Here is a 21,947-nt window from a genome sequence, read left to right on the forward strand (position 1 = left end):
ATTCTATTTTATTCTTATCATATATTTCTATAATGGGTAACATCTCTTCAAAAGAAAGTAGCGGTTAAGTTGCAATAAATTGTGTCAAAAGATTACCTTTTATTATCGTTATTGCTGATGGTAATGGGGGTGATATATGTTGCTTGCGGATAATAAAAGGTAAAGTCATTCATGGATGTTCAGCGGTTAAAAAAAATGGCAGCTGCTAAAGCGCTTGAATTTATTGAAGATGGTATGCGACTTGGTATTGGATCTGGTTCAACTGTTAATGAATTTATTCGTCTTCTTGGTGAGCGTGTTGCGGAGGGGCTGCGTGTGACGGGTGTTGCTACTTCACGATATTCTGAACAACTCTGTCATCAGTTTGGGGTACCTGTGAGCACTCTAGAGCAAATACCGGAGCTGGATCTTGATATCGATGGAGCAGATGAAATCGGTCCTCAGATGATGCTCATTAAAGGGGGGGGGAGCATTATTGTATGAAAAAATTGTCGCATCGGCATCTCGTGCAATGCTTGTCATTGCTGATGAGACAAAGATAGTCAAAAGACTTGGTGCTTTTGCGCTACCGATTGAAGTGAATCCATTTGGTATCCATACAACACGCAAAGCCATTGAAAAAGCTGCTGAAGATTTAGGGCTTTCTGGAGAAATTTCATTGCGAATGAATGGAAAAAGACCTTTTGAAACAGATGGTGGTCATTTTATTCTTGATGCGTCTTGGGGATGCATTTTGCAGCCCAAATTATTATCAGACGCACTTTTTGCCATTCCTGGGGTTGTTGAGCATGGTCTTTTTTTGGGGTTGGCTTCACGTGCAATTGTCGCTATGGCTGATGGTCAAATAAAAGTTTTAGAGCCATTTGATTTTTAGCAAAGACATTTACAAGGTGATATGGTAGCACAGTAAAAAAGATTTTGGGTAGAATAACGAATTTAAATTATAATTAGCGATTGGGGTAATCATTAAATGAGAGTAATATTTTCTTTTCAGCGTTTTTTTGTATACTTAGCTGCAATTACCGTTTTTTTAAATATTGGCATGGTTCATGCGCAAGGTGTGAGTGAGCAGCATTTAGATTCTGCACGAAAGGCAATCAGAGCTATTCATGCAACGGATCAGTTTGATAGTTTTTTACCAAATGCAGTCCATGATTTCAAAAATGAGCTGATCAGTGATGATCCGAATTTAGCAACAACTATTTCTGATATCGTCGATAAGCAGGCGCTTGCTTTGATTAAAAGGCGCTCTGATCTAGAAAAAGAGGTTGCTCATGTGTATGCAAAATATTTTACGCAAAAAGAACTTGATGCAATCACAGCATTTTATAATTCTGATACCGGTAAAAAGTTTTTGAAAGAAGTTCCTAATATTGCGCGTGATTCCTATTCTGTATTTGATGTATGGCGTTCTGCTCTTATGCAGGATCTTGTAGAAAATGTAAAAAAAGAAATGTCTGAAACACTTAATTTGAATAATTCTGCAATGCCTACAAAATCAGAATCTTCAGAAAGTAAAAAATAGCCTAGTGGATATTGTAACAGCAATGGGTAATTTCTGATTTTTAAAGAGCGGCGGTTTTTCCGCCGTTTTTAATATTTTAATTTAAGAGTCTGTTCTTTTTTGACTAAAAAAATGCTTATTCAAAAGAAAAAAACTTTTATTTGAAAATAAATGATCTTAGCTTATTGCTACAGATATATTAAGAAGGAATAGTTTGTGAGCTCATTTGATTTTGATTTATTTGTTATTGGAAGTGGTTCTGGTGGGGTGCGTGCAGCACGGCTTGCAGGAGCTCTTGGCAAGCGTGTCGCTATAGCAGAGGAATATCGCATAGGGGGAACCTGTGTTATTCGTGGTTGCGTTCCCAAAAAACTTTATGTTTATGCTTCACAATATACAAAAGAATTTAAGAAAAGCGTCGGTTTTGGATGGAAATATACGGATCCAATTTTTAGCTGGGAAAAGTTGGTTGAGGCTAAAAATAAAGAAATATCAAGATTAGAAGGGCTGTATCGTCAGGGATTAGAAAATAACAATGTACATATTTATGAAAGTCGTGCTACTTTTATCGATGATCACACATTAGAGCTTTCTGCTACCGGTGAGCGCGTAACTGCGGAAAAAGTTTTGATTGCAACGGGGGCGAAAGTTGCACCAAATACAACCATAGAAGGCGCTGATTTTTGCCTGACTTCTAATGAGGTTTTTGATCTTGATGAACTTCCAAAATCAATAGCTATTGTTGGTGGAGGGTATATTGGTGTTGAGTTTGCTAATATTTTTCATGAGCTAGGTGTAAAAACAACACTCCTTCATCGTGGTGATTTAATTCTCCGTGATTTTGATCATGATTTGCGGCAATTGCTCAGCGATTCAATGATTGAAAAAGGGATTTCTATGCTTTATGGTGTAACAGTTTCTAAAGTGCAAGCGGCAGAAAATTGTTATACTGTTGTTTTATCCAATGGGCAAACGATCAAAACCGATCAAGTTATGTTAGCTATGGGGCGTATACCCAATACCGTTGGTTTAGGACTTGAGAGGGCAGGTATAAAAATGAATGCGTTTGGTGGTGTTATTGTTGATGAAAAAATGACAACAAATATCCCCCATATTTGGGCTGTAGGGGATGTAACAGGTCATATTCAATTAACACCTGTTGCGATACATGATGCTATGTGTTTCGTGAAGACAGCATTTGAGAATATTCCCACAAAACCTGATTATGATTTAATTACAACAGCCGTTTTTTCACAGCCTGAAATTGGAACAGTAGGTCTTTCTGAAGAAGAGGCTATACAGCGTTATAAGCGTCTTGAGATTTATCGTACTATTTTTCGTCCTATGCGTAATGCTCTTTCCGGTAGTTCAGAAAAAATGTTTATGAAGCTCATTGTTGATGGTGAAAGCCGTATTGTTGTAGGCGCTCATATTTTAGGAGAAAATGCTGGTGAAATGGCACAACTTATTGGAATATCTATCAAGGGTAAGCTGACGAAGGATATTTTTGATGAAACGATGGCAGTGCATCCAACGATGGCAGAAGAATTTGTAACGATGTATAAACCAAGTTATATGTATGAAAATGGGAAGAAAATAGAAAGTTAAACAGCCTTTAAGTTTGATAAAAAATTTTTGATATGCCAAGCTGAAAGAAGCTTAACTTTTTAGAGGGAGTGTAATGATAAAAGAATGGGCGCCTGACTCTTGGAGAAAAAAGCCAATTAAACAAGTTCCGACTTATTCAGATAAGTCTATGTTAGAAGATGTTGAAAGAAAACTGAGAAGCTATCCTCCCTTGGTTTTTGCTGGTGAAGCGCGTGATTTAAAAAATGAATTAGCCGCTGTTGCGAAAGGCAGGGCTTTTTTATTGCAAGGGGGTGATTGTGCCGAAAGCTTTGCAGAACATGAAGCTGATAATATCCGCGATTTTTTTCGTGTATTTTTGCAAATGGCGATTGTTTTAACCTTTGGGAGTTCTAAACCCGTTGTTAAAATTGGTCGTATTGCTGGTCAATTTGCAAAGCCTCGCTCTTCTGATATAGAAAGAAAAGATGGCGTTGAATTTCCTGTTTATCGGGGGGATATTATTAACGGCATTGAATTTGGAGCTGATTCTCGTATTCCAGATCCGCAACGGATGTCTATGGCTTATCGCCAATCTGCAGCAACACTTAATCTATTGCGTGCTTTTTCACAAGGTGGTTATGCTAATTTAGAAAATGTTCACACATGGATGTTGGGTTTTGTTTCTAACAGTCCGCAGGGGGAGCTTTATGAATTATTGGCAGAGCGTATTTCTGAAGCAATTGATTTTATGCGTTCCATAGGGATTACATCCAAAACGCATTCTTCATTGCGTGAAACATCTTTTTATACCAGTCATGAAGCACTTTTGCTTGGTTATGAAGAGGCTTTGACGCGGATTGATTCAACTTCAGGAAATTGGTATGCAACATCTGGCCATATGTTATGGATTGGTGACCGTACACGTCAGATTGATCATGCTCACGTTGAATATTGCCGCGGCATTAAAAATCCCATAGGATTAAAGTGTGGTCCTTCTATTGAACCTGATGAGCTTTTAAGATTAATTGATATTTTGAATCCTGAGAATGAACCGGGCGGCTTACGCTTATTACGCGCTTTGGTTATGATAAGGTTGAAAGGTATCTCCCTCAACTTATCCGTGCCGTTGAACGGGAAAAGCGTGAGGTTATATGGTCCTGTGATCCAATGCATGGTAATACAATTACTGCCAACGGTTATAAGACGCGTCCCTTTGAATATGTTTTAAAAGAAGTAGAGAGCTTTTTTGCTGTGCATCGTGGAGAGGGAACCTATCCAGGAGGCATTCATATTGAGATGACAGGTCGTGATGTAACCGAATGTACGGGGGGAGCGCATGCTATTTCTGTAGATGACTTATCTGATCGCTATCATACGCAATGTGATCCACGATTAAATGCAGATCAAGCATTAGAACTAGCTTTTCTTGTTGCTGAACTCCTTAAAAAGAATCGTGCAACTGACCCGTTAGCACTGGCTGCTGGTGAGTAGATAAACATCTTTAATTTTAGATCATTATGGTCATTTTAAAGGAAGTAATATTTTCAATGATGAAGAATAAAGTTGTGGTCGCCAAACTGATGAAGTGATATAAAGGTTTATGAAAAATGATTTTCGGGTAGCAGTTGCTCAATTGAATCCTATTGTCGGTGATATTGAAGGAAATTTTTCTCTTGCTGTTATGGCACATCAAACGGCCAAAGAAGAGGGGGCTGATCTTGTTTTATTCACGGAGCTTTTTATAAGTGCTTATCCGCCGGAAGATCTTATTTTAAAACCTGTTTTTACAAAAACATGTGAAGAGGCTGTTGAGAAATTAGCAAAAATAACTGTAGGCGGACCAGGAATTGTTATTGGCCTCCCATTAAGGCGTGATGGCCATATTTACAATGCTGTCATGCTTATTGATGAAGGGCGAGTCATTTCTGAAAGCTTGAAGTTTGATTTACCTAATTACGCTGAGTTTGATGAAAAGCGTTTGTTTTCTCCCGGACCACGTCCTGAACCAATTAATTATCATGGAATAAAATTGGGAATAGCGATTTGTGAAGATATTTGGAATGATCCCTCTTTATGTAAAGGACTTGGCAATAAAGGGGCTGAGATGATTCTGGTCCTTAATGGATCTCCCTATTATCGTAATAAAACACAGAAGCGGATAGAAGTTGTTCGTGCACATGCACTTCAATCTGGGCTGCCAGTTATCTATGCTAATCAAGTTGGAGGTCAGGATGAACTGGTTTTTGATGGGGGATCTTTTGCCTTAAATGGACAAGGCAAAACGGTATTTCAAATGAAACATTTTGACAGTCATCTTTCTTTAAGTCATTGGCAACGAACAACGACAGGATGGCACTGTATTTCAGGCTCTAATGAAACTCTTCTCAATGGATTAGCCGCTGATTATCAGGCTTGTGTTTTAGGTTTGAAAGATTACGTTAATAAAAACGGCTTTAAGGATGTTATTCTTGGTCTTTCAGGAGGAATTGATTCAGCTCTTTGTACGGCAATGGCGGTGGATGCTCTTGGTGCTGAGAGGGTTCGCACCATTATGATGCCCTATCATTATACTTCGCAAGAATCATTACAAGATGCCAAAGAATGTGCCAATCTTTTAGGATGCCATTATGAAATCATACCGATTGAGCAAGCTGTTGAGACTTTTTTGAATATAACATCGCCTCTTTTTGTAGGCCTATCCTCTGATGTGACGGAAGAAAATCTTCAAAGTCGTATCCGTGGCACACTTTTAATGGCTCTTTCAAATAAGTTTGGGTCAATGGTGGTAACAACAGGCAATAAGTCAGAAATGGCTGTGGGATATGCAACATTATATGGTGATATGAATGGCGGATTTAATCCTCTCAAAGATATTTATAAAATGCAAGTGTATGAATTATCTGAGTGGCGCAATAAAAATCACTTACACAATTTTAAAGGACCAAAAGGAATTGTCATTCCACCCAATATTATAGAAAAAGCACCTTCTGCAGAGCTGCGGAAAAATCAAAAAGATGAAGATTCTCTTCCCCCTTATCCTATTTTAGATGATATCTTGCAATCTCTTGTAGAAAATGACATGAGTATTTGTGATATTGTTCAACGTGGGCATTTGCGGGAAACTGTTGAGAAAATTGAACAGCTTCTTTATGGTGCTGAATATAAAAGGCGACAATCTGCACCCGGTGTAAAAATCAGTTATAAGAATTTCGGACGCGATCGTCGTTATCCCATTGTCAATCATTTTCGCGATAAAAATTGAGTATTCTTTTATGGTTAAAGTTCGTTTTGCTCCCTCTCCAACAGGTTATATTCACATTGGCAATATCCGTAGTGCGCTTTTCAATTGGCTTCATGCGCAAGCACATAAGGGAAAGTTTATTTTGCGCTATGATGATACAGATATTGAGCGTTCTAAACAGGAATATATCGATGCTATTGCTGTTGACCTTGAATGGCTTGGAATCCAACCCGATGAAATTTATTACCAATCTAAGCGATTTAAGCGATATGATGAAGTGGCAGAAATTCTCAAACAACGTGGCCTTCTTTATCCTTGTTATGAAACAGCGGAAGAATTAGAGCGACGTCGTAAAATCCAGCTTTCACGCAAACTGCCTCCCATTTATGACCGTGCAGCATTGAAGTTGACAGCAGAAGAGAAAAAAAACTTTGAATCACAAGGTCGTAAACCCCATTGGCGTTTTCTTCTTCCTAATTTTGAAAATAATCCTTTGCAAACAAAGAGAACAGACGTTTGTTGGAATGATGCTGTAAAGGGAAAGTTAACGATTGATTTGGCTTCTCTTTCAGACCCTGTTCTTATTCGTGAAGATGGAACCTATCTTTATACATTACCGTCTGTTGTAGATGATATAGATATGGCCATTACACATATTATTCGTGGCGATGATCATGTTACAAATACAGGTGCTCAGATTGCTCTTTTTAAAGCTCTGGGTGCAGAATTACCGGTTTTTGGTCATTTCAATTTATTAGCGACAGTTTTAGGAAAAGGATTTTCAAAACGTAACAATGATCTTTCTATTCGTTCTCTACGGGAAGAAGGATTTGAATCGATAGCTGTTCAATGTCTTGCTGTTTTGATTGGGACATCACAAAATGTGCATCCCTATCCCCATCAAGCAGCGCTTTTAGAACATTTTAATTTACAAAATACGTCAAAATCGGTGGCAAAATTTGATATTGCTGATCTTTATACTTTAAATAGCCACCTTGTTCATGAATTAAATTATGAGGACGTTAAAACGCGTCTTCAAAATCTTTCTATTGAAGGAGAAAAGGCGGAGTATTTTTGGAATGCGATAAAAGGCAATATTGATAAAGTTAATGATGCTGTCTTGTGGTGGAAAATTATTCATGATGAACAGAGTTTTGATACCGTTGCACCAGAGGATCGCGCATTCGTACAGCAGTCACTTGGTTTCTTACCTGAAGGTATCTTGAAGGATGAAAGTTGGCAAGTTTGGACGACAGCCTTAAAAGAAAAAACGGGACGGAAAGGAAAGTCTCTATTTATGCCATTACGTCAAGCACTTACGGGCATGGATCATGGACCTGAAATGGGAAAGCTTTTGCAGCTTTTAGGGCGTGAAAAGGTGATAGAAAGACTCTCTGGGAAATAAGAGCAACTTTTAAAAGTATTTTTTATTTATTTTACGCTTACAGAGAGTAAAGTGCGAGTTTATTTACGCGTTTTTATCAGCATGAATGCAGGAATATCATCCCCAAATCCAAGGGGCACGTAATTCCTATTTTTTCGTGGGCGCTGTTGCTCAAATGAATTTTCTTTACCCTTCACGTTTTTGATAAGATCTATTTTATTCTCTTTTGCAGTCTTTTTAGAGTGAGTAACAGCCTCTTTTCGAGAAGTTTTCTTTGATGATTGTGAAGATTTTTTCTTTACAACAATATCTTCTGTTTGATCATCGGTTATTAAAGTTGAGAGATCTCCATTGAGCCATTCAATTTTTTGATGACTCATTTCTTCAATAGCGTTGATGTATTTTTGATCCTCTTTTGTGACAATTGTAAAAGCTTTTCCACGACGATTTGCACGTCCTGTACGACCAATTCGATGAATATAGTCTTCGGCATGCGTAGGAACATCATAGTTAAATACATGACTTACCGCGGGGATATCGAGACCACGGGCAGCAACATCAGAAGCAACCAGAAGCGTAAGTTTATTATTTTTAAAATCAACGAGCGTGTTCATGCGTGAATACTGATCCATATCTCCATGAAGTGCCCCTACATTAAAGTTATGTTTGACGAGTGATCTAAAAAGTTCGGAGATATCTCTTTTTCGATTACAGAAAATGATGGCATTTTGCAGCTCAGCCCCTTCATTTTGGATAAGTTCACGTAAAACCGCTCTTTTATCCCATGATTTATTGCCAGATTTGACAAGCCTTTGTGTAATTGTGGTCGCTGTTGAAGAAGCTTTTGTAACTTCAACAGATACGGGAGAATGTAAAAATTGTTTCGTTAGCTTTGTAATTTCTGGCGCCATTGTTGCAGAAAAGAACAAAGTTTGACGCGTAAAAGGGGTTAGTTTACAGATGCGTTCAATATCAGGAATAAATCCCATATCCAACATGCGATCAGCTTCATCAATTACAAGAATTTCAACACCCATAAGGAGTAATTTACCGCGCTCAAAATGATCAAGAAGGCGCCCAGGTGTTGCGATAAGAACATCCGCTCCTCGTTCAAGTTTACGATCTTGGTGTTCAAAAGAAACTCCACCAATTAAAAGAGCAACATTTAAACGATGATTTATTCCATATTTATCGAAATTTTCTTCAACTTGGGCTGCAATTTCCCGTGTTGGCTCCAAGATGAGCGTACGAGGCATTCGTGCTCTTGCACGACCTTTTTCAAGGAGAGTGAGCATAGGCAATACGAAAGAGGCGGTTTTTCCTGTTCCCGTTTGAGCGATTCCTAGAATGTCTTTTCTTTGAAGAACATGAGGAATTGTTTCACTTTGAATAGGTGTTGGAACTGTATATCCCGCTGACTTTACTGCATTAATAACCTTTGCGGAAAGACCTAAATCATCAAAACTATTTAAAGATGGTATCATTTTTTTATTAATTGCTCTGTACTTTTTACTTCGCATTCTCAATGATGAATATAACCAATGTTCTCCACTCATAAAGGAGTGTTAAGATGCTTTCACAAAAAAACAAACTATAACAATCATATACATATAAAGCACATAATACAATCATTAATAGCGAAATTGTTCTGATAAAATGCGCTCATCCCATGAATGGCTTGAGTCAAAAAGGATTGAAGCAGTTACTTCTGTTGCCATTGAAATAGTCACTGAATGGACTGATTTAACTTCAACATTATCAGCAGCAGCATTAACAGGACGTTTTTCAGCTTCGAGCATATCAAAACGCACTGTTACTGTATCGGGAAGCAATGCGCCATGCCAACGTCGAGGGCGAAAAGGGCTAACAGGGGTGAGGGCCATAAGGGGGGCTATAAGGGGGAGAATAGGTCCTTGTGCTGATAAATTATAGGCGGTCGATCCTGCAGGTGTTGCGACGAGGACACCATCACAACTTAATTCTTCCATGCGTATGTTATTATCAATACTGATGCGAATTTTGGCTGCTTGATAAGATTGCCGAAAGAGGGATACTTCATTAATGGCAAGCGCTTCGATAGATCCTTGACATTCAGTTTTTGCAATCATGCGCAGGGGATGGATTTCTTTTTTATGAGCGACAGCAATACGATTAGGCAATTTTTTTTCATGAAATTCATTCATAAGAAATCCTACAGAGCCTTGATTCATGCCATAAATAGGTTTTCCAGTGTTCATAACGTCTCGTACTGTTTGTAACATTGTTCCATCACCGCCAATAGCAACAACAATATCAGTTTCTTCCAGAGGGGAATGACCATAAATGGAAATTAATTTATGAGTAGCTTTAAGAGCTTCCTCAGTTTCTGCGGAAATAAAATGAAAGCGACTTGGTAATGTAGTCATTTAAGAATTATCCTGATACTCATACTTTATCTTGTAACTTATTTTTTAAGAATTTTGAAGTTGTAATAAAAGCTCTTTTTATAATAATAAAGAGTATTGAAGACAAAAAGAGAAGCCATTTCATGGTGAAATATCATAGTAGAAAAATAAGAGAGTTGCGTCGTTAGATAATTACAAATAAGTGATTTTTTTTATTAGAATGGTCATTTAAATATTGAAGCGGAGAATATGATTGGTTAAAAGACCACAACTGATTTTTATATTCAGTGTGAAGCACCCGTAGCTCAGCTGGATAGAGCGCTGCCCTCCGAAGGCAGAGGTCACAGATTCGAATTCTGTCGGGTGCACCAGACTTTTTAACTTCATATTATATCTCAATAACAATATTCCCTAAAAGAATTGAATTTCTCCTTTATTAAAATGCCATACAATACTTTTAGGGGAAAGCATACAGCGGACTTATCGCCGTGTTTCTAGCGCCCGACGCCCTTATAGGGTGTCAATAGAAACTTCATTACGATAAGGAAATATTCCAATGAAAAAATATGAATTTACTGGTGAAACTCTCCGTATTCCAGGGAATAAGCTTGTACGACGTATACGAGCATTAAGGGACTTTGCAGACGTTAAAGCAGGCGACCTCGGTGGCGTTATTGAAAATGAAGGCAACCTCTCTCATGACGGCGATTGCTGGGTTTATGATAACGCTATGGTTGCTATGGATTCTGTTGTTTCTGATAATGCACAAATTCGTAATAATGCACGCGTTTATAAAAGTGCAAAAGTATATGGCAACGCTGTTATTATGGATAACGCTCAAGTTTTTCATAATGCTAAGATTTTTGAAAATGCGAAAATTTGTGATAGCGCAATGGTTAATGGCACTGTTCGTGGCAATGCTGTTGTTTCTGATAATGCACAACTCTCTTTTTTGGCATATGTTTCTGATAATGCAAAAGTTTTTGGTAGTACTCATGTGAGTGGCAAAGTTTACGGAAATGCAAAAGTATTAGGATTTGCTTGTATTTATAGTGGTGCTAAAATTTATGATGATGCTTGTATTTATGACAGAGCTACTATTTCTGAGGATGTTGAGGTCTTTGGCAATGCACAGGTTTGTGACAATGCAACAGTTTATAGCAAGCCTCGTACTGATGGTTGGGCTATAGCTAATTATGTAAAAATTTATGGAAACGCCGTTATTAATGGCGAGCAAAAGATTTGTGAAGATACTGATGGTAGCAAACAAACTTTAGATAAAACAGCATAAAACGGGGCGGGGGGCTGCTTTATAGCAAAAAAAGCCGTTTCTTAAATGGGAGCGGCTTTTGTTTTGCTATAAAAAAACATATGAAAATGCAAGCGATTAAGTGATATTAAGTTAGTATTAACAGTGTATATTCAGTTGCTTATAATTTTTTTTAACAAGATCAATGCCATTCATAGCGATAATACTTAAAAATGTTGTTATCTTATTGAAAATATTGAAAAAATAAACAAATTATGATAAAATTTTATATGTATAAAATGCAAATCAAATGGAACTTACAAACATGTTGAATAAAGTGACTTTAATTGGCTATTTAGGGGATAATCCAGAGAGCAAAACGATGAATTCTGGTGCAGAAGTGGTCAATTTTCGGTTAGCAACCTCTGAGAGCTATACAGATAAAAACACGCACCAAAAAGTAGAGAAAACAGAATGGCATTCTGTGGTAGTTTTTAATCCACATTTGGCAAAAATTGCTCTTCAATACTTAAACAAAGGTTCAAAGGTTTACGTAGAAGGCAAATTACAAACCCGTAAATGGCAAGATAAAAATGGTCATGACCGTTACACAACAGAAATTGTTTTGTCACAATACAAAGGTGAACTGTATTTGCTTGATGCAAAAAAAGAGCAATCTACTCCTCCACCCGTTACTTCTCAAAATTATGCTGTTGCTTCAGGGGCAGCCGATTATAGCGCATCTTATAATGACAGCATGCCATTCTGATTGAACAATATAGCAAAAAGAAAAAAATGTGGATGCTTACAGATTGAGAGATCTATGAGAGAGAAAAAATATTGTGCTTCACGGGTTATACCGTTTCCGGAACCTATTAATCAACTAGCAATTGAAATGCGTGCAAAGCGCTTTGGTTTGACTATAGAAGAGGCTAAAAGTCCACTTGCTGGGTCTTATATCGGGCGGTTGTGTTTGCAAGGTGTTCTTACTCAAGAGCAGTATGATGCTGCGCAAAAATATCTTGAAGTGAAAAATGACTATTCGTGTGCAAAAGGCTTGCCAAGCGCTGTTTATGACGAAATGCCGTCATCTTCTGATGAGGCAGCAAGGGAAAAATGGGTTGAATTGGCAACAGAACAGTTTTCAAATATGCAAGAGGCGATAAGAGAGGAACAATACATCTATAGACAGTATAATCTTCATGCAGCTTTACAATATATTGTTGTAGAAGATCAAGAGCTACCATATCTTGTAAGTTCGTTGCGTATTGCTCTGAATGCTCTCCAGAAATATTTTGATCAAAAAAATAAATGGTAAATGTTTTTACATAGTTTTTTGCAGCGTGGCGTGAAACGTTTTTCTGTACAATAAGTTGTATTTGTATTACAGTGAATACAACTATGAGGATTGCGTTATGACAATATCTATTCGTTTGTCAAGTGATCTTGAAACACGTTTAAATAATTTAGCTGCTAAGACAGGACGTACAAAGTCTTTTTATTTGCGTGAGATTATTGAACGTGGAATAGAGGAAGCAGAGGATTATTATTTAGCTTCACAGGTCAGAGAGCGTGTTAAAAGAGGAGAGGCACCTTTTTATAGCTCTGAAGAGGTGAGGGAAGAGCTTGGCTTGGACGATTAGATATGAGAAACTAAGGAAATTATCTATTATAATGTTTCAAAAGATGTTGACTGTTGTTCTAATAATTCTGCTATAAATACTGCGTGAAAAAAGCTACATAATACATATATGAATATTTCAAAGCATGCGATAGAAAATACAATTTCCATAGATATAATTTCGCAAAACTGAATCCAAAGAATTAATATTTGTAGTAAGAATAAATTCGGTAGCGATTGGATTCTATCTTGGATTGGTGCTATACAGACTGTAAGAGGAAGAGTAAGCATTAAAATAATTGTTCCTATAAAATAAGGCGCAAAGGAATAGGAGAAAAATGTGCCAATTATATACAATGTAGAAAACATAATTATTAAAGTTGCTGCTGCTGCGAAATAGGATAATCCCGCTAAACGCAAGAGTAAAAATAAACTGTGTTTGGCAAAGCGAAAGCAATAATCTATTATTCTTTCTCCGCTTTTTTTCTTAATTGCTCTATGTTTTTTAAATTCTTTTCGTTTTTCAATGATTTCGTTCCATTTGCTTTTATCCTTTGTAAAGGCATAGTCAATAGTTTCTACTGTTGGTGATATTATTGTTAATAGTACGTTTCCTACTATACTTAGTATGGTGATTAGAATTTCAAATATGCCCTTTAGTAATAATCCAATACCGTAAATTAATGCTATAATAATATCAATTAATATTGGGATTATTAAGATAAGGATTGCAATTGTTATGAGAAACCACATTTTCCCCCCTTTTTATTAATTATCAGTTTTCTAATTGATTCGTTTAGTTAAGGCAATTGCGAGTTTTTGACTATTAAAAACACTAGATTTAGATAAAAAATAAAAAAATATACAATATCATGATTTTTTTGTTGACATGGTGTGAATAATGGTGTTTTATAGCGCTGCTGTACTGGTCGAATTGCGTCTAAAATTACAGTAGAGAGTTTCTCATTAAACCCCTTTTATGATGATATGATTGTTTAGAGCCCTGCGTTTTGCGGGGTTTTTTGTTATCTGGAGATAAGTATTGGATGACAGCAGAAAATACAGAGATGACTTCGCAACTAAAAAGAATGCCTCCAAAAGCAGGGCAAGGGCGTGTCAAAGGTGTACCCAATAAGACGACACGCATTTTAAAAGAGGCAGTGATTAAAGCAGCGGAACGGGCAGGCAATAAGTATGGCAATGAGGGGTTGATCTCTTATCTGGAAAAGCAAGCACTCAAATGCCCCGCGGCTTATTTAGCGTTGCTTGGTAAGATTTTGCCTTTGCAAGTGACGGGGGAAGATGGGGGCGCAATTAAGATGATAGGGCGTGTAGAAATAGCGCCTTTGGTTCATGACAACAAGACAGATTAAGATTGTACCAAAGCTTATTTCACTTTTTGCAGGGGAAGCTTTGGTCAGAGCAGCTTGGGGTGGACGGGGGTCTGGGAAGACAAGATCATTTGCCTTGATGGCGGCTTTAAAAGGCTATCAATTTGGTATGGGAGGGATATCGGGGACTATCCTTTGTGCACGTCAGTTTCAAAATTCGTTGGCAGAAAGTTCATTGGAGGAAATTAAGCGCGCGATTGAAGCCCATGACTTCTTACAGGACTATTACAAGGTTGGTGAAGCTTCGATTAAGTCGAATGATGGTCGTATAGCTTTTCAGTTTTCTGGACTGGACCGTAATATTGCGAGTATTAAGTCGATGGGGCGTATTTTGCTCTGTTGGGTTGATGAGGCAGAGCCCGTGACAGAGACAGCTTGGCAGACGCTTATACCGACGTTGCGTGAAGAGGGAGAGGGCTGGAGAGCAGAGTTATGGGTGACATGGAACCCATTACGGGATAATGCACCGGTTGAAAGGCGGTTTCGCTTTTCAGACAATGAAGCCATTAAGCGTGTAGAGATCAACTGGTCGGATAATCCGAAGTTTCCGAAAATCTTGAATGAAGCACGGCTTGATGATTTGAGATCCCGCCCCGAGACCTATAAACATATCTGGGAAGGGGCTTATCTTACAGCAGTTCAAGGGGCTTACTTTCAAAAGGAGATGTTGGCAGCCGAGCAAGAGGGGCGGATAGGGCGTGTTGCACGTGATCCTTTAATGCAGATACGGGCGTTTTGGGATATTGGGGGAACGGGTGCTAAGGCAGATGCAACAGCGATATGGATAGCACAATTTGTTGGCAGAGAGATCAGAGTGCTGGATTATTACGAGGCACAAGGGCAGCCCTTATCAGAGCATATCGGTTGGTTACGTCACAATGGTTACGAGAAAGCACTAATGGTGTTACCCCATGATGGTGCGACCAGAGACCGTGTGCACAATGTGAGTTTTGAGAGTGCTCTCAATGATGCGGGTTTTGAAACGCAGGTCATTCCTAATCAAGGAGCCGGTGCTGTCAAAATGCGAATAGAGGCAGTGCGATGTATTTTACCTTCGTGGCTTTTTTACCCTGGAAAAGCTCTCTGAGAGTGCCAAGGCTGGTATGGAACAAGCCGGAGAAGCTTTAGGGGATTCGGTTATCGATGGCTTTATGTCGTCTATCTCACAATTGATAGATTTTTGTAAATCATTGCCTCGCCGCATTAAAGGGTGGATTGGGTCGATTGATGTAAGAGATTATTTGCCAAGTTTTTTGGGAGACAAAACGCCTATCCAACCACTTGTGCAATTTGCAAGCGCAGGGCATGGCAATGCCCCTCTCACAGAGCAGCGAGAGAAAGAGCGCGTCCCCATCACGCACAATCAAAATGTCACGGTGCATGTCAATGGCGCACATGATCCCGCCTCGACCGGTTATGCGGTTCGTCATGCTTTGCAACGGGCAGGAGCCAATGCCTTGCACGGCGGAACAGAGTAATGGAGACGATAGAATGAAGGGAATAGAATGAGAGGGGAGGGAGCATGCAAGATCCTTTGTTGATGTTAGGACCGCATCAATTCTATGTGGACTGGTTGAATTTCCAATCTTTTGAGGAAGAGTTTTCTGCCTCGTGGGTTTGCTTAGAACGTTTTGGCCGCTCCCCTGGTTTGCAATTTACCGGCTATGGCAATGATCCTAAAACCCTCCACGGGGTATTGTTTCCAGAAGAGTTTGGTGATCGGGTTGCCATTGATGCCATCACCAGAACCATTCGGGCTGCAAAACCCGTTCAGATGATCCGTTGGATGCGTGATGATAGCTACAGTGCCTTAATGCATGGTTTAGTCGTGATTACCCATATTCGTAAAGACCATGATTACATTAACCGCTCTGGTCAATCGGGGCGCATTCGCTATTCCATAAGCCTGTTACCGTTTTTTGATGGGGGAAAGCCGCAAGGTCAATATCAAATAGGGCAATCTCAGGGGGGACAAGAGAAGGATAGCCCATGAAGATCCCCGCAAAGCATTTCGTTGTAGAATTAGAGGATATGAGTTTAGACTTGATTTGTTATCAGCATGCCTTGTCTGTTTTAGGAGACTGGAGGCAAGCGGGGTCATTGAGAGGCTATTTAGAAGCCACGCTGGAGGCTAATCCAGAAATTGCGGGGTATGGGGCTTTTTTGCCGCGGGGCTTAAAAGTCTTTTTGCCTGAATTTGTCTCATGCGAAAAGAACAGTGTGGTCAAACGGCTATGGGATTAATGCGCACATATCCCTTTATTGAGGTAAGGGTGGGGGAGAAACTTGTTCATGAGGTTTTTTACCAGCGTCTTTTAACGGCAACCATCACGGACAATACGAGTAATGAAGCCGATAGCTTTGAAGCAGAATTTGATGATAGCGGCAATGATTTAGAAGTTCCAGCAGCGGGCAGTGCACTCCATATCACCTTTGGTTATGAGAACAGCATTCGTGCTTTTATGGGGCGTTTTGTTGTAGAATCGGTGATCAGTTGTGGGGGCAGTGATGGAGAGATTTTACGCCTTTGTGGCAAAAGTGCTTCCATGCGTGAGGAAATCAAAGAACAGATGAGCGAACATTTTGACCATCAAACCGTTGGCAAGATCGTTGAGACCCTTGCCAAACGTCATGGCTATCAAGCAAAGGTGAGTCCCCAATTTACCAAACAAACCTTGCCTTATGTGGTGCGCACGGATCAATCGGCAATTGATTTTTTAACCCGCCTTGCTGATCGGATGCAGGCGCGTTTTTTGATCAAAGACAATAAGTTTTTATTTTTAAGCGGGGACAATCTTCCTCTCCAGACAATTCATCAACAGGATTGTTCCCATTGGGAATTTAGTCTCGAGCCGCGCACCCAATACGGCACCATTGAAGCCTCTTATTTTGATCGCACAAAAGGGCAACAGTATTTTGTCAAACATCACACGGGGTATCATGGTCCGGTGCGTCGTCTGCGAACCTGCTACCCCTGTGAGAGCCAAGCACGAGCAGCAGCAGCCTCTGAGTCGGAACGGCTTTGCCGCGCGATGGGCAGTGGTTCTGTAAGCCTTGAGGGGCGCCCTGAGATCATGGCGGGTCAACCACTGCTATTGCAAGGGTTTCGTAGAGAGATCAATGGTCCATGGCATGCGGCAACCGTGACCCATCGCTATGAAAAGCAAAGCGGATACACCATAGAAATCACCTTTGAGGCACCAAATCAAGGAAAAGAGGCATGAGAAAATTAAATGTGTTAGAAGCAGAAAACCCAAGAGATACTTTTGCCTCTTCTTTTCGGCAACTGCCCCATAATATTGAAGCAGAACAAGCTTTGCTTGGGGCAATCATGATCAATAATAATGCGCTTGAGAGTGTTGCTGATTTTCTTAAAGCAGAACATTTTTTTGAAGCCCTTCATCAAAGGCTTTTTGATATCATCTCACAAATTGTTCAAAAGGGAAAAGTTGCAGATCCCATTACCATGAAGCCCTTTATTGCAAATGATGAGAAAGTTGGAGATATCACAGTCTTTAATTATGTGGTGCGTTTAGCCAAAGAAGCTATCACAATCATCAATACTCAAGAGTATGGACAGGTCATTTATGATCTTTTTATTCGCCGCTCTTTAATTAACCTTGGCACTCAAATTGTGAATAGATCTTTTGATGCTCCTCTAGAACTGACCACTTCGCAACAAATTGAAGCGATTGAAAGTCAGTTATTTGCATTAGCCGAAAAAGGCAAATATGGGGGTGGTTTTGAAAAGTTTAATACCGCCATTACAAAGGCACTTAACATGGCAAGTGCTGCGAAACAGCGTTCTTCAAAGCTTTCTGGTATGGCAACCCATATTAAAACCCTTGATGCGAAAATGGGTGGGTTGCAAGCATCTGATTTGATTATTCTAGCAGGGCGTCCCGGTATGGGGAAAACGTCCCTTGCAACCAATATTGCTTTTAATATTGCCAATGCTTGCAAGTGTGATAGCAACACAAAAGAAGGTGAAGGGGGGATTGTTGGTTTCTTCTCTCTTGAAATGTCAACAGAACAGCTTGCAACCCGCATGATCTCAGAACAAACGAAGGTTTCTTCTTCTGATATACGGCGAGGGAATCTTTCTGATGATCAGTTTATAAACATTGTTCATATGACGCGTTCCCTTCAAACCATTCCTCTTTATATCGATCAAACGGGGGCTGTATCTCTTGCGCAATTGGCTGCGCGTGCAAGGCGTCTTAAACGACAACATGGTCTAGATGTTTTGATCATTGATTATATCCAACTGATGACAAGCGGTTCAAAGCGTTCTTTAGAAAACCGCGTTCAAGAGATTACAGCCATCACTATGGGGCTTAAAGCACTTGCAAAAGAACTCAATATTCCCATCATTGCGCTTTCACAATTATCACGACAAGTTGAAAACCGTACAGATAAACGTCCACAATTGTCTGATTTACGGGAATCAGGTTCAATTGAGCAAGATGCCGATATTGTGTTGTTTGTTTATCGTGAAGAATATTATCTCAACAATGAAGAGCCCAAAGAAGGCACGCTTGAATATCACAAATGGAAAGAGGCAATGGAGCAAGCCAAGGGCAAAGCCGAAGTTATCATAGCCAAGCAACGTCATGGTCCAACAGGAATCGTCCCTCTTGCTTTCCAATCTGACTTTACATGCTTTAGTGATTTAACAGATCATACTCATCTCTCAGAAATATCTGCTTGAGCTCAAAATGATGATCCGATGATTGAGAAGAAAAAAACCATAGATTCTTACAAAAAATTACGAATCTTAAAACACCCTTTGAAAGGCCTTTGAAGACCCTTTGAGAACCCCTTAAAAATCATGTGAAAAAAAATAAATTGGTACAAAACCTAGTGTCAAAATATACAAAACCCGCTGGCAAGCTACACCCTTACATGAAAAAACACTAATAAAGCTTAATAAGTTATACGGAGAAAAAAGAAAGTGGCTCCCCGGGCCGGATTCGAACCAGCGACCAACCGGTTAACAGCCGGTTGCTCTACCGCTGAGCTACCGGGGAACGACGCTCAACCATTTAGCTGAACAGGCTATAGCAAAGCAAGATTGATTTGCAAAGGATAAAATTACTTTTTTTAAAGAATATGATAAAAAATATGATAAATTGTGTAATAAGAGGAAAAAAGACCAGAGAAGATTTCTACACCTTGACGGATGCGTTGCCTTCCCTTATTGAGACCTTTATATATGTTGATAAGGCCTTGTGGCGGAATGGTTACGCAGAGGACTGCAAATCCTTGTATCCCGGTTCGATTCCGGGCGAGGCCTCCAGCTGATCTCAAATGAAATGGCTTTTAGGGGGGCTGTGGAAAATAAATTATTTTCCTCTACAATTGTCAAAGACACTTTTGTATGAGAGACTATAAAGTTAAAATCTAATTGCTTGACTGTTGTCTCTTTTTTTGTAGCATCCATAGTTTAAGAGATCTTAGGTCCTCATTGTTGCTGTTTTTGTTTATTTTTGTAGGTTAGGAGAAAATAGTCGTTATGGTTGCAGATTTTGCTGAGCTTCGTCGCAAAATGGTTGACAATCAAATTCGTACAGTCGATGTAACGGATTTATCAGTTCTTGAAGCGTTTTTAACGGTATCTCGTGAGGATTTTGTATCGGAAGATATGAAAGCATTAAGCTACCTTGATACGGATGTTGTTCTATGTCCAATGCAAGATGAGATTCCACCGCGTTACTTAATGAAGCCTGCATCTCTCGCAAAATTATTACAGCTTGCTGCTGTAAAATCATCAGATGTTGTTTTAGATATTGGTGCAAATAGTGGTTATTGTGCAGCCTTGCTTTCAAAACTGGCAGGGTCTGTGATTGCATTGGAAAGTAATAAGTTTCTTTTTGAACGTGCCCTTGAAGCTTTAGAACGTAATCAATGTGATAATGTAGTTGTCATTCATGGTTCATTAGAGTATGGATACGCTGTTGAAGGTCCTTATGATGTAATTTTTATTGAGGGATCGGTCGATTTTATTCCACAAGGTATCTTTGATCAAATGAAAGACAATGGACGTCTTGTTGTGGTTGAAGGGAATGGAAATGCTGCTGTGGCACGAATCTATATAAAAGAAGATGGAATCATTTCATCCCGTCGTGCTTTTAATCTCGCTGTGAAGCCTCTTCCTTGTTTTTTAAAAACACCTGATTTTGTATTTTAGTGCTTGTTTGTTTTGTGGATAAAAGATAGTTCTATTATTTATTTGGGATTTGTTATTGTGTGTATTGTGTTCAAAGTAAACAAGAAGTTTCAGGCGTGTTTTTTTCTGCTCTTGAGTTTTTTACTATCAGGGACTGTTTGTGCTGAAACATTGATGGATGCCTTTTCTAAGGCTTATCAAAACAATGCTAAGTTGAATAGTGAACGGGCAGCTGTGCGTATATCCAGTGATGATGTTGTCATTGCGCGGTCAGGGATGTTGCCACAAATTGAAGGGGTTGGGAGCTATGGGCGGAGTAAGTCTTTTCCAGGCTCTTATGTTACTTCTGGATCTATAGGCGTAAGGTTAAATCAAAGATTGTTTGACGGTTTTATTACGCAAAATATGTTTTCTTCAGCTCAGATTAAGCTGCAGGCGCAACGGGAATATCTTCGTAATGCTGAACAAAATACCTTTCTGGAAACTGTGACGGCTTATGCTAATGTCTATCAGGCACGTCGTGTTGCCGATCTTCGGAGAGAAAATTTAGCCGCTCTTGAAGAGCAAGTTCGTTCTAATAAAGCAAAGTTTGATGTAGGTGAGGGGGGGCGTGTTGATCTTGCTCAAGCTCAAGCGGCACGCTCTGTGGCGGTTTCAGAACTGAGTCTTGCTCGTGCTGATGTAAAAGCAGCAGAGGCAGTGTATCGACAAGTTATTGGTTCTGATCCTGAAAAGTTAAAACGCCCACCTGTCGCTACAGATTTTCCTGTCAATCTTGATATTGCTTATCAAATGAGTGTTGTGATGCACCCAGCAATCCTTTACGCTCAATATTTGGTCGATGCGAGTGGTTATAATGTAAAGGCGAAAGAAGGAGCACTGCTGCCTAAAGTTGATTTTTCTGCAACCGCATCTTATAATAGAATTTACAGTGGTGTTGGAGAGGATGGCGTTTCTAAATCAATAGGATTGTCAGTGAGTGTCCCAATCTTTGAAGGGGGGCGTACGTCAGCGCAGATTCGTCAATCGAAGGAACAGCTCGGACAGGCACAGCTTCAACTCGATTTGGCGCATAGTAGTACAAGACAAGCACTTACTTCCGCTTGGTTCCAGTTGGAGGGGGCCCGTGCATCCGTTATCGCCTACCGTGAAAGTGTTCGTGCTGCTGAAATTGCTCTTAAAGGTCGTGTTCAAGAAAATCGTGTGGGGCAGGCAACGACATTAGATGTTTTAAATTCTCGTACTCAATTAATTAATGCTCAAATTGCGCTTGCAATGGCAGAACGTAATGCTGTTGTAGCAAGCTATACTGTTCAATCTTCTATTGGTAAATTGACTGCAAAGTATCTAGGACTAAAAACAATTCAATATATTCGATAATGCATAAAATGAGCTCTTTGATCTCACATCATTTTAATTTTTTAAAAAATAGTTA

General features: G+C 39.4%; 20 protein-coding genes, 3 tRNA genes and 2 pseudogenes. 21 read left to right on the forward strand and 4 right to left on the reverse strand.

Features of this window, described 5'->3' with window-relative positions; all coding sequences use genetic code 11:
* The first annotated feature begins 171 nt into the window (after nucleotides 1–171).
* From rpiA to gltX, 6 genes and pseudogenes are all read left to right on the forward strand, one after another.
* Nucleotides 172–874: pseudogene (gene rpiA / locus AC6ER9_RS07315) on the forward strand (ribose-5-phosphate isomerase RpiA).
* Nucleotides 875–970: 96 nt separating this feature from the next.
* Entirely contained in the window at nucleotides 971–1,525 is a 555-nt protein-coding gene (locus tag AC6ER9_RS07320) for a DUF2059 domain-containing protein (RefSeq protein WP_497074100.1), read from the forward strand.
* A 195-nt stretch (nucleotides 1,526–1,720) separates the two neighbouring features.
* Entirely contained in the window at nucleotides 1,721–3,112 is a 1,392-nt protein-coding gene (gene gor, locus AC6ER9_RS07325; RefSeq protein WP_497074101.1) for a glutathione-disulfide reductase, read from the forward strand.
* A gap of 73 nt (nucleotides 3,113–3,185) precedes the next feature.
* A pseudogene (locus AC6ER9_RS07330) lies at nucleotides 3,186–4,564 on the forward strand (class II 3-deoxy-7-phosphoheptulonate synthase).
* A 109-nt stretch (nucleotides 4,565–4,673) separates the two neighbouring features.
* The gene (locus AC6ER9_RS07335; RefSeq protein WP_497074102.1) at nucleotides 4,674–6,335 is read left to right on the forward strand and encodes an NAD+ synthase; all 1,662 of its coding nucleotides are present in this window, start codon (nucleotides 4,674–4,676) and stop codon (nucleotides 6,333–6,335) included.
* 10 nt (nucleotides 6,336–6,345) lie between these two features.
* Nucleotides 6,346–7,719 (forward strand): glutamate--tRNA ligase, encoded by a 1,374-nt coding sequence (gene gltX / locus AC6ER9_RS07340; protein WP_497074103.1) that lies wholly within the window; start codon nucleotides 6,346–6,348, stop codon nucleotides 7,717–7,719.
* Between the two features lie 59 nt (nucleotides 7,720–7,778).
* Here the strand turns inward: gltX and AC6ER9_RS07345 are convergent, their stop codons facing one another.
* Both AC6ER9_RS07345 and AC6ER9_RS07350 read right to left on the reverse strand, forming a co-directional pair.
* A complete protein-coding gene (locus AC6ER9_RS07345; RefSeq protein WP_497074104.1) occupies nucleotides 7,779–9,182 on the reverse strand; it encodes a DEAD/DEAH box helicase in 1,404 nt (467 codons plus the stop codon).
* 147 nt (nucleotides 9,183–9,329) lie between these two features.
* Nucleotides 9,330–10,103, reverse strand: coding sequence for an NAD kinase (locus AC6ER9_RS07350; RefSeq protein ID WP_497074105.1), 774 nt, complete (start codon nucleotides 10,101–10,103; stop codon nucleotides 9,330–9,332).
* Between the two features lie 273 nt (nucleotides 10,104–10,376).
* Here AC6ER9_RS07350 and AC6ER9_RS07355 point away from each other — a divergent pair.
* The 5 genes from AC6ER9_RS07355 (at nucleotide 10,377) to relB (ending at nucleotide 12,974) form a co-directional block, all read left to right on the forward strand.
* Nucleotides 10,377–10,453 (forward strand) — tRNA-Arg (locus tag AC6ER9_RS07355).
* Between the two features lie 185 nt (nucleotides 10,454–10,638).
* Entirely contained in the window at nucleotides 10,639–11,373 is a 735-nt protein-coding gene (locus AC6ER9_RS07360; RefSeq protein ID WP_497074106.1) for a hypothetical protein, read from the forward strand.
* Nucleotides 11,374–11,656: 283 nt separating this feature from the next.
* Nucleotides 11,657–12,100: a single-stranded DNA-binding protein gene (gene ssb / locus AC6ER9_RS07365; RefSeq protein WP_497074107.1), complete on the forward strand. Its 444-nt coding sequence runs from the start codon at nucleotides 11,657–11,659 to the stop codon at nucleotides 12,098–12,100.
* A gap of 54 nt (nucleotides 12,101–12,154) precedes the next feature.
* A complete protein-coding gene (locus AC6ER9_RS07370; protein WP_497074108.1) occupies nucleotides 12,155–12,649 on the forward strand; it encodes a hypothetical protein in 495 nt (164 codons plus the stop codon).
* Between the two features lie 97 nt (nucleotides 12,650–12,746).
* Entirely contained in the window at nucleotides 12,747–12,974 is a 228-nt protein-coding gene (relB, locus tag AC6ER9_RS07375; protein WP_497074109.1) for a type II toxin-antitoxin system RelB family antitoxin, read from the forward strand.
* Between the two features lie 26 nt (nucleotides 12,975–13,000).
* Here relB and AC6ER9_RS07380 read toward each other — a convergent pair whose 3' ends face one another.
* The gene (locus tag AC6ER9_RS07380; protein WP_497074110.1) at nucleotides 13,001–13,705 is read right to left on the reverse strand and encodes a hypothetical protein; all 705 of its coding nucleotides are present in this window, start codon (nucleotides 13,703–13,705) and stop codon (nucleotides 13,001–13,003) included.
* A 293-nt stretch (nucleotides 13,706–13,998) separates the two neighbouring features.
* Here AC6ER9_RS07380 and AC6ER9_RS07385 point away from each other — a divergent pair, with 293 nt between their 5' ends.
* From AC6ER9_RS07385 to AC6ER9_RS07415, 7 genes are read left to right on the forward strand one after another with little or no spacing between them, the layout of a single operon-like run.
* Nucleotides 13,999–14,325 carry a hypothetical protein gene (locus AC6ER9_RS07385; RefSeq protein ID WP_497074111.1) on the forward strand — a complete coding sequence of 109 codons (327 nt, stop codon included), beginning with the start codon at nucleotides 13,999–14,001 and terminating at the stop codon, nucleotides 14,323–14,325.
* Complete coding sequence (locus AC6ER9_RS07390; RefSeq protein ID WP_497074112.1) at nucleotides 14,306–15,430, forward strand: PBSX family phage terminase large subunit; 1,125 nt, start codon at nucleotides 14,306–14,308, stop codon at nucleotides 15,428–15,430. Before AC6ER9_RS07385 ends, AC6ER9_RS07390 begins: the two co-directional genes overlap by 20 nt.
* A gap of 16 nt (nucleotides 15,431–15,446) precedes the next feature.
* Nucleotides 15,447–15,821: a hypothetical protein gene (locus AC6ER9_RS07395; RefSeq protein ID WP_497074113.1), complete on the forward strand. Its 375-nt coding sequence runs from the start codon at nucleotides 15,447–15,449 to the stop codon at nucleotides 15,819–15,821.
* 44 nt (nucleotides 15,822–15,865) lie between these two features.
* Nucleotides 15,866–16,336, forward strand: a complete 471-nt coding sequence (locus AC6ER9_RS07400; protein WP_497074114.1) for a phage tail protein — start codon at nucleotides 15,866–15,868, stop codon at nucleotides 16,334–16,336.
* Nucleotides 16,333–16,587, forward strand: coding sequence for a tail protein X (locus tag AC6ER9_RS07405; protein ID WP_497074115.1), 255 nt, complete (start codon nucleotides 16,333–16,335; stop codon nucleotides 16,585–16,587). Before AC6ER9_RS07400 ends, AC6ER9_RS07405 begins: the two co-directional genes overlap by 4 nt.
* A complete protein-coding gene (locus tag AC6ER9_RS07410; protein ID WP_497075311.1) occupies nucleotides 16,578–17,567 on the forward strand; it encodes a phage late control D family protein in 990 nt (329 codons plus the stop codon). The genes AC6ER9_RS07405 and AC6ER9_RS07410 overlap by 10 nt, the downstream gene beginning before the upstream one ends.
* Nucleotides 17,564–19,054, forward strand: coding sequence for a replicative DNA helicase (locus tag AC6ER9_RS07415; RefSeq protein ID WP_497074116.1), 1,491 nt, complete (start codon nucleotides 17,564–17,566; stop codon nucleotides 19,052–19,054). The genes AC6ER9_RS07410 and AC6ER9_RS07415 overlap by 4 nt, the downstream gene beginning before the upstream one ends.
* A 244-nt stretch (nucleotides 19,055–19,298) precedes the next feature.
* Here the strand turns inward: AC6ER9_RS07415 and AC6ER9_RS07420 are convergent.
* Nucleotides 19,299–19,373, reverse strand: a tRNA-Asn gene (locus AC6ER9_RS07420).
* A 195-nt stretch (nucleotides 19,374–19,568) separates the two neighbouring features.
* Here AC6ER9_RS07420 and AC6ER9_RS07425 point away from each other — a divergent pair.
* The 3 genes from AC6ER9_RS07425 (at nucleotide 19,569) to AC6ER9_RS07435 (ending at nucleotide 21,892) form a co-directional block, all read left to right on the forward strand.
* Nucleotides 19,569–19,642, forward strand: a tRNA-Cys gene (locus AC6ER9_RS07425).
* A gap of 216 nt (nucleotides 19,643–19,858) precedes the next feature.
* Nucleotides 19,859–20,533 carry a protein-L-isoaspartate O-methyltransferase family protein gene (locus AC6ER9_RS07430; protein ID WP_497074117.1) on the forward strand — a complete coding sequence of 225 codons (675 nt, stop codon included), beginning with the start codon at nucleotides 19,859–19,861 and terminating at the stop codon, nucleotides 20,531–20,533.
* 33 nt (nucleotides 20,534–20,566) lie between these two features.
* Nucleotides 20,567–21,892 carry a TolC family outer membrane protein gene (locus tag AC6ER9_RS07435; RefSeq protein ID WP_497075312.1) on the forward strand — a complete coding sequence of 442 codons (1,326 nt, stop codon included), beginning with the start codon at nucleotides 20,567–20,569 and terminating at the stop codon, nucleotides 21,890–21,892.
* The last annotated feature ends 55 nt before the right edge of the window (nucleotides 21,893–21,947 follow it).

It is taken from the genome of Bartonella sp. SL317 (assembly GCF_059687655.1).

What these genes read in the sequence shown, in the direction of transcription:
- AC6ER9_RS07320 (WP_497074100.1), top strand. Translation starts at nt 971, where the DNA reads ATGAGAGTAATATTTTCTTTTCAGCGTTTTTTTGTATACTTAGCTGCA.
- AC6ER9_RS07335 (WP_497074102.1), top strand. Translation starts at nt 4,674, where the DNA reads ATGAAAAATGATTTTCGGGTAGCAGTTGCTCAATTGAATCCTATTGTC.
- gltX (WP_497074103.1), top strand. Translation starts at nt 6,346, where the DNA reads ATGGTTAAAGTTCGTTTTGCTCCCTCTCCAACAGGTTATATTCACATT.
- AC6ER9_RS07345 (WP_497074104.1), bottom strand. Translation starts at nt 9,182, where the DNA reads ATGATACCATCTTTAAATAGTTTTGATGATTTAGGTCTTTCCGCAAAG.
- AC6ER9_RS07350 (WP_497074105.1), bottom strand. Translation starts at nt 10,103, where the DNA reads ATGACTACATTACCAAGTCGCTTTCATTTTATTTCCGCAGAAACTGAG.
- AC6ER9_RS07360 (WP_497074106.1), top strand. Translation starts at nt 10,639, where the DNA reads ATGAAAAAATATGAATTTACTGGTGAAACTCTCCGTATTCCAGGGAAT.
- ssb (WP_497074107.1), top strand. Translation starts at nt 11,657, where the DNA reads ATGTTGAATAAAGTGACTTTAATTGGCTATTTAGGGGATAATCCAGAG.
- AC6ER9_RS07370 (WP_497074108.1), top strand. Translation starts at nt 12,155, where the DNA reads ATGAGAGAGAAAAAATATTGTGCTTCACGGGTTATACCGTTTCCGGAA.
- relB (WP_497074109.1), top strand. Translation starts at nt 12,747, where the DNA reads ATGACAATATCTATTCGTTTGTCAAGTGATCTTGAAACACGTTTAAAT.
- AC6ER9_RS07380 (WP_497074110.1), bottom strand. Translation starts at nt 13,705, where the DNA reads ATGTGGTTTCTCATAACAATTGCAATCCTTATCTTAATAATCCCAATA.
- AC6ER9_RS07385 (WP_497074111.1), top strand. Translation starts at nt 13,999, where the DNA reads ATGACAGCAGAAAATACAGAGATGACTTCGCAACTAAAAAGAATGCCT.
- AC6ER9_RS07390 (WP_497074112.1), top strand. Translation starts at nt 14,306, where the DNA reads ATGACAACAAGACAGATTAAGATTGTACCAAAGCTTATTTCACTTTTT.
- AC6ER9_RS07395 (WP_497074113.1), top strand. Translation starts at nt 15,447, where the DNA reads ATGGAACAAGCCGGAGAAGCTTTAGGGGATTCGGTTATCGATGGCTTT.
- AC6ER9_RS07400 (WP_497074114.1), top strand. Translation starts at nt 15,866, where the DNA reads ATGCAAGATCCTTTGTTGATGTTAGGACCGCATCAATTCTATGTGGAC.
- AC6ER9_RS07405 (WP_497074115.1), top strand. Translation starts at nt 16,333, where the DNA reads ATGAAGATCCCCGCAAAGCATTTCGTTGTAGAATTAGAGGATATGAGT.
- AC6ER9_RS07410 (WP_497075311.1), top strand. Translation starts at nt 16,578, where the DNA reads ATGGGATTAATGCGCACATATCCCTTTATTGAGGTAAGGGTGGGGGAG.
- AC6ER9_RS07415 (WP_497074116.1), top strand. Translation starts at nt 17,564, where the DNA reads ATGAGAAAATTAAATGTGTTAGAAGCAGAAAACCCAAGAGATACTTTT.
- AC6ER9_RS07430 (WP_497074117.1), top strand. Translation starts at nt 19,859, where the DNA reads ATGGTTGCAGATTTTGCTGAGCTTCGTCGCAAAATGGTTGACAATCAA.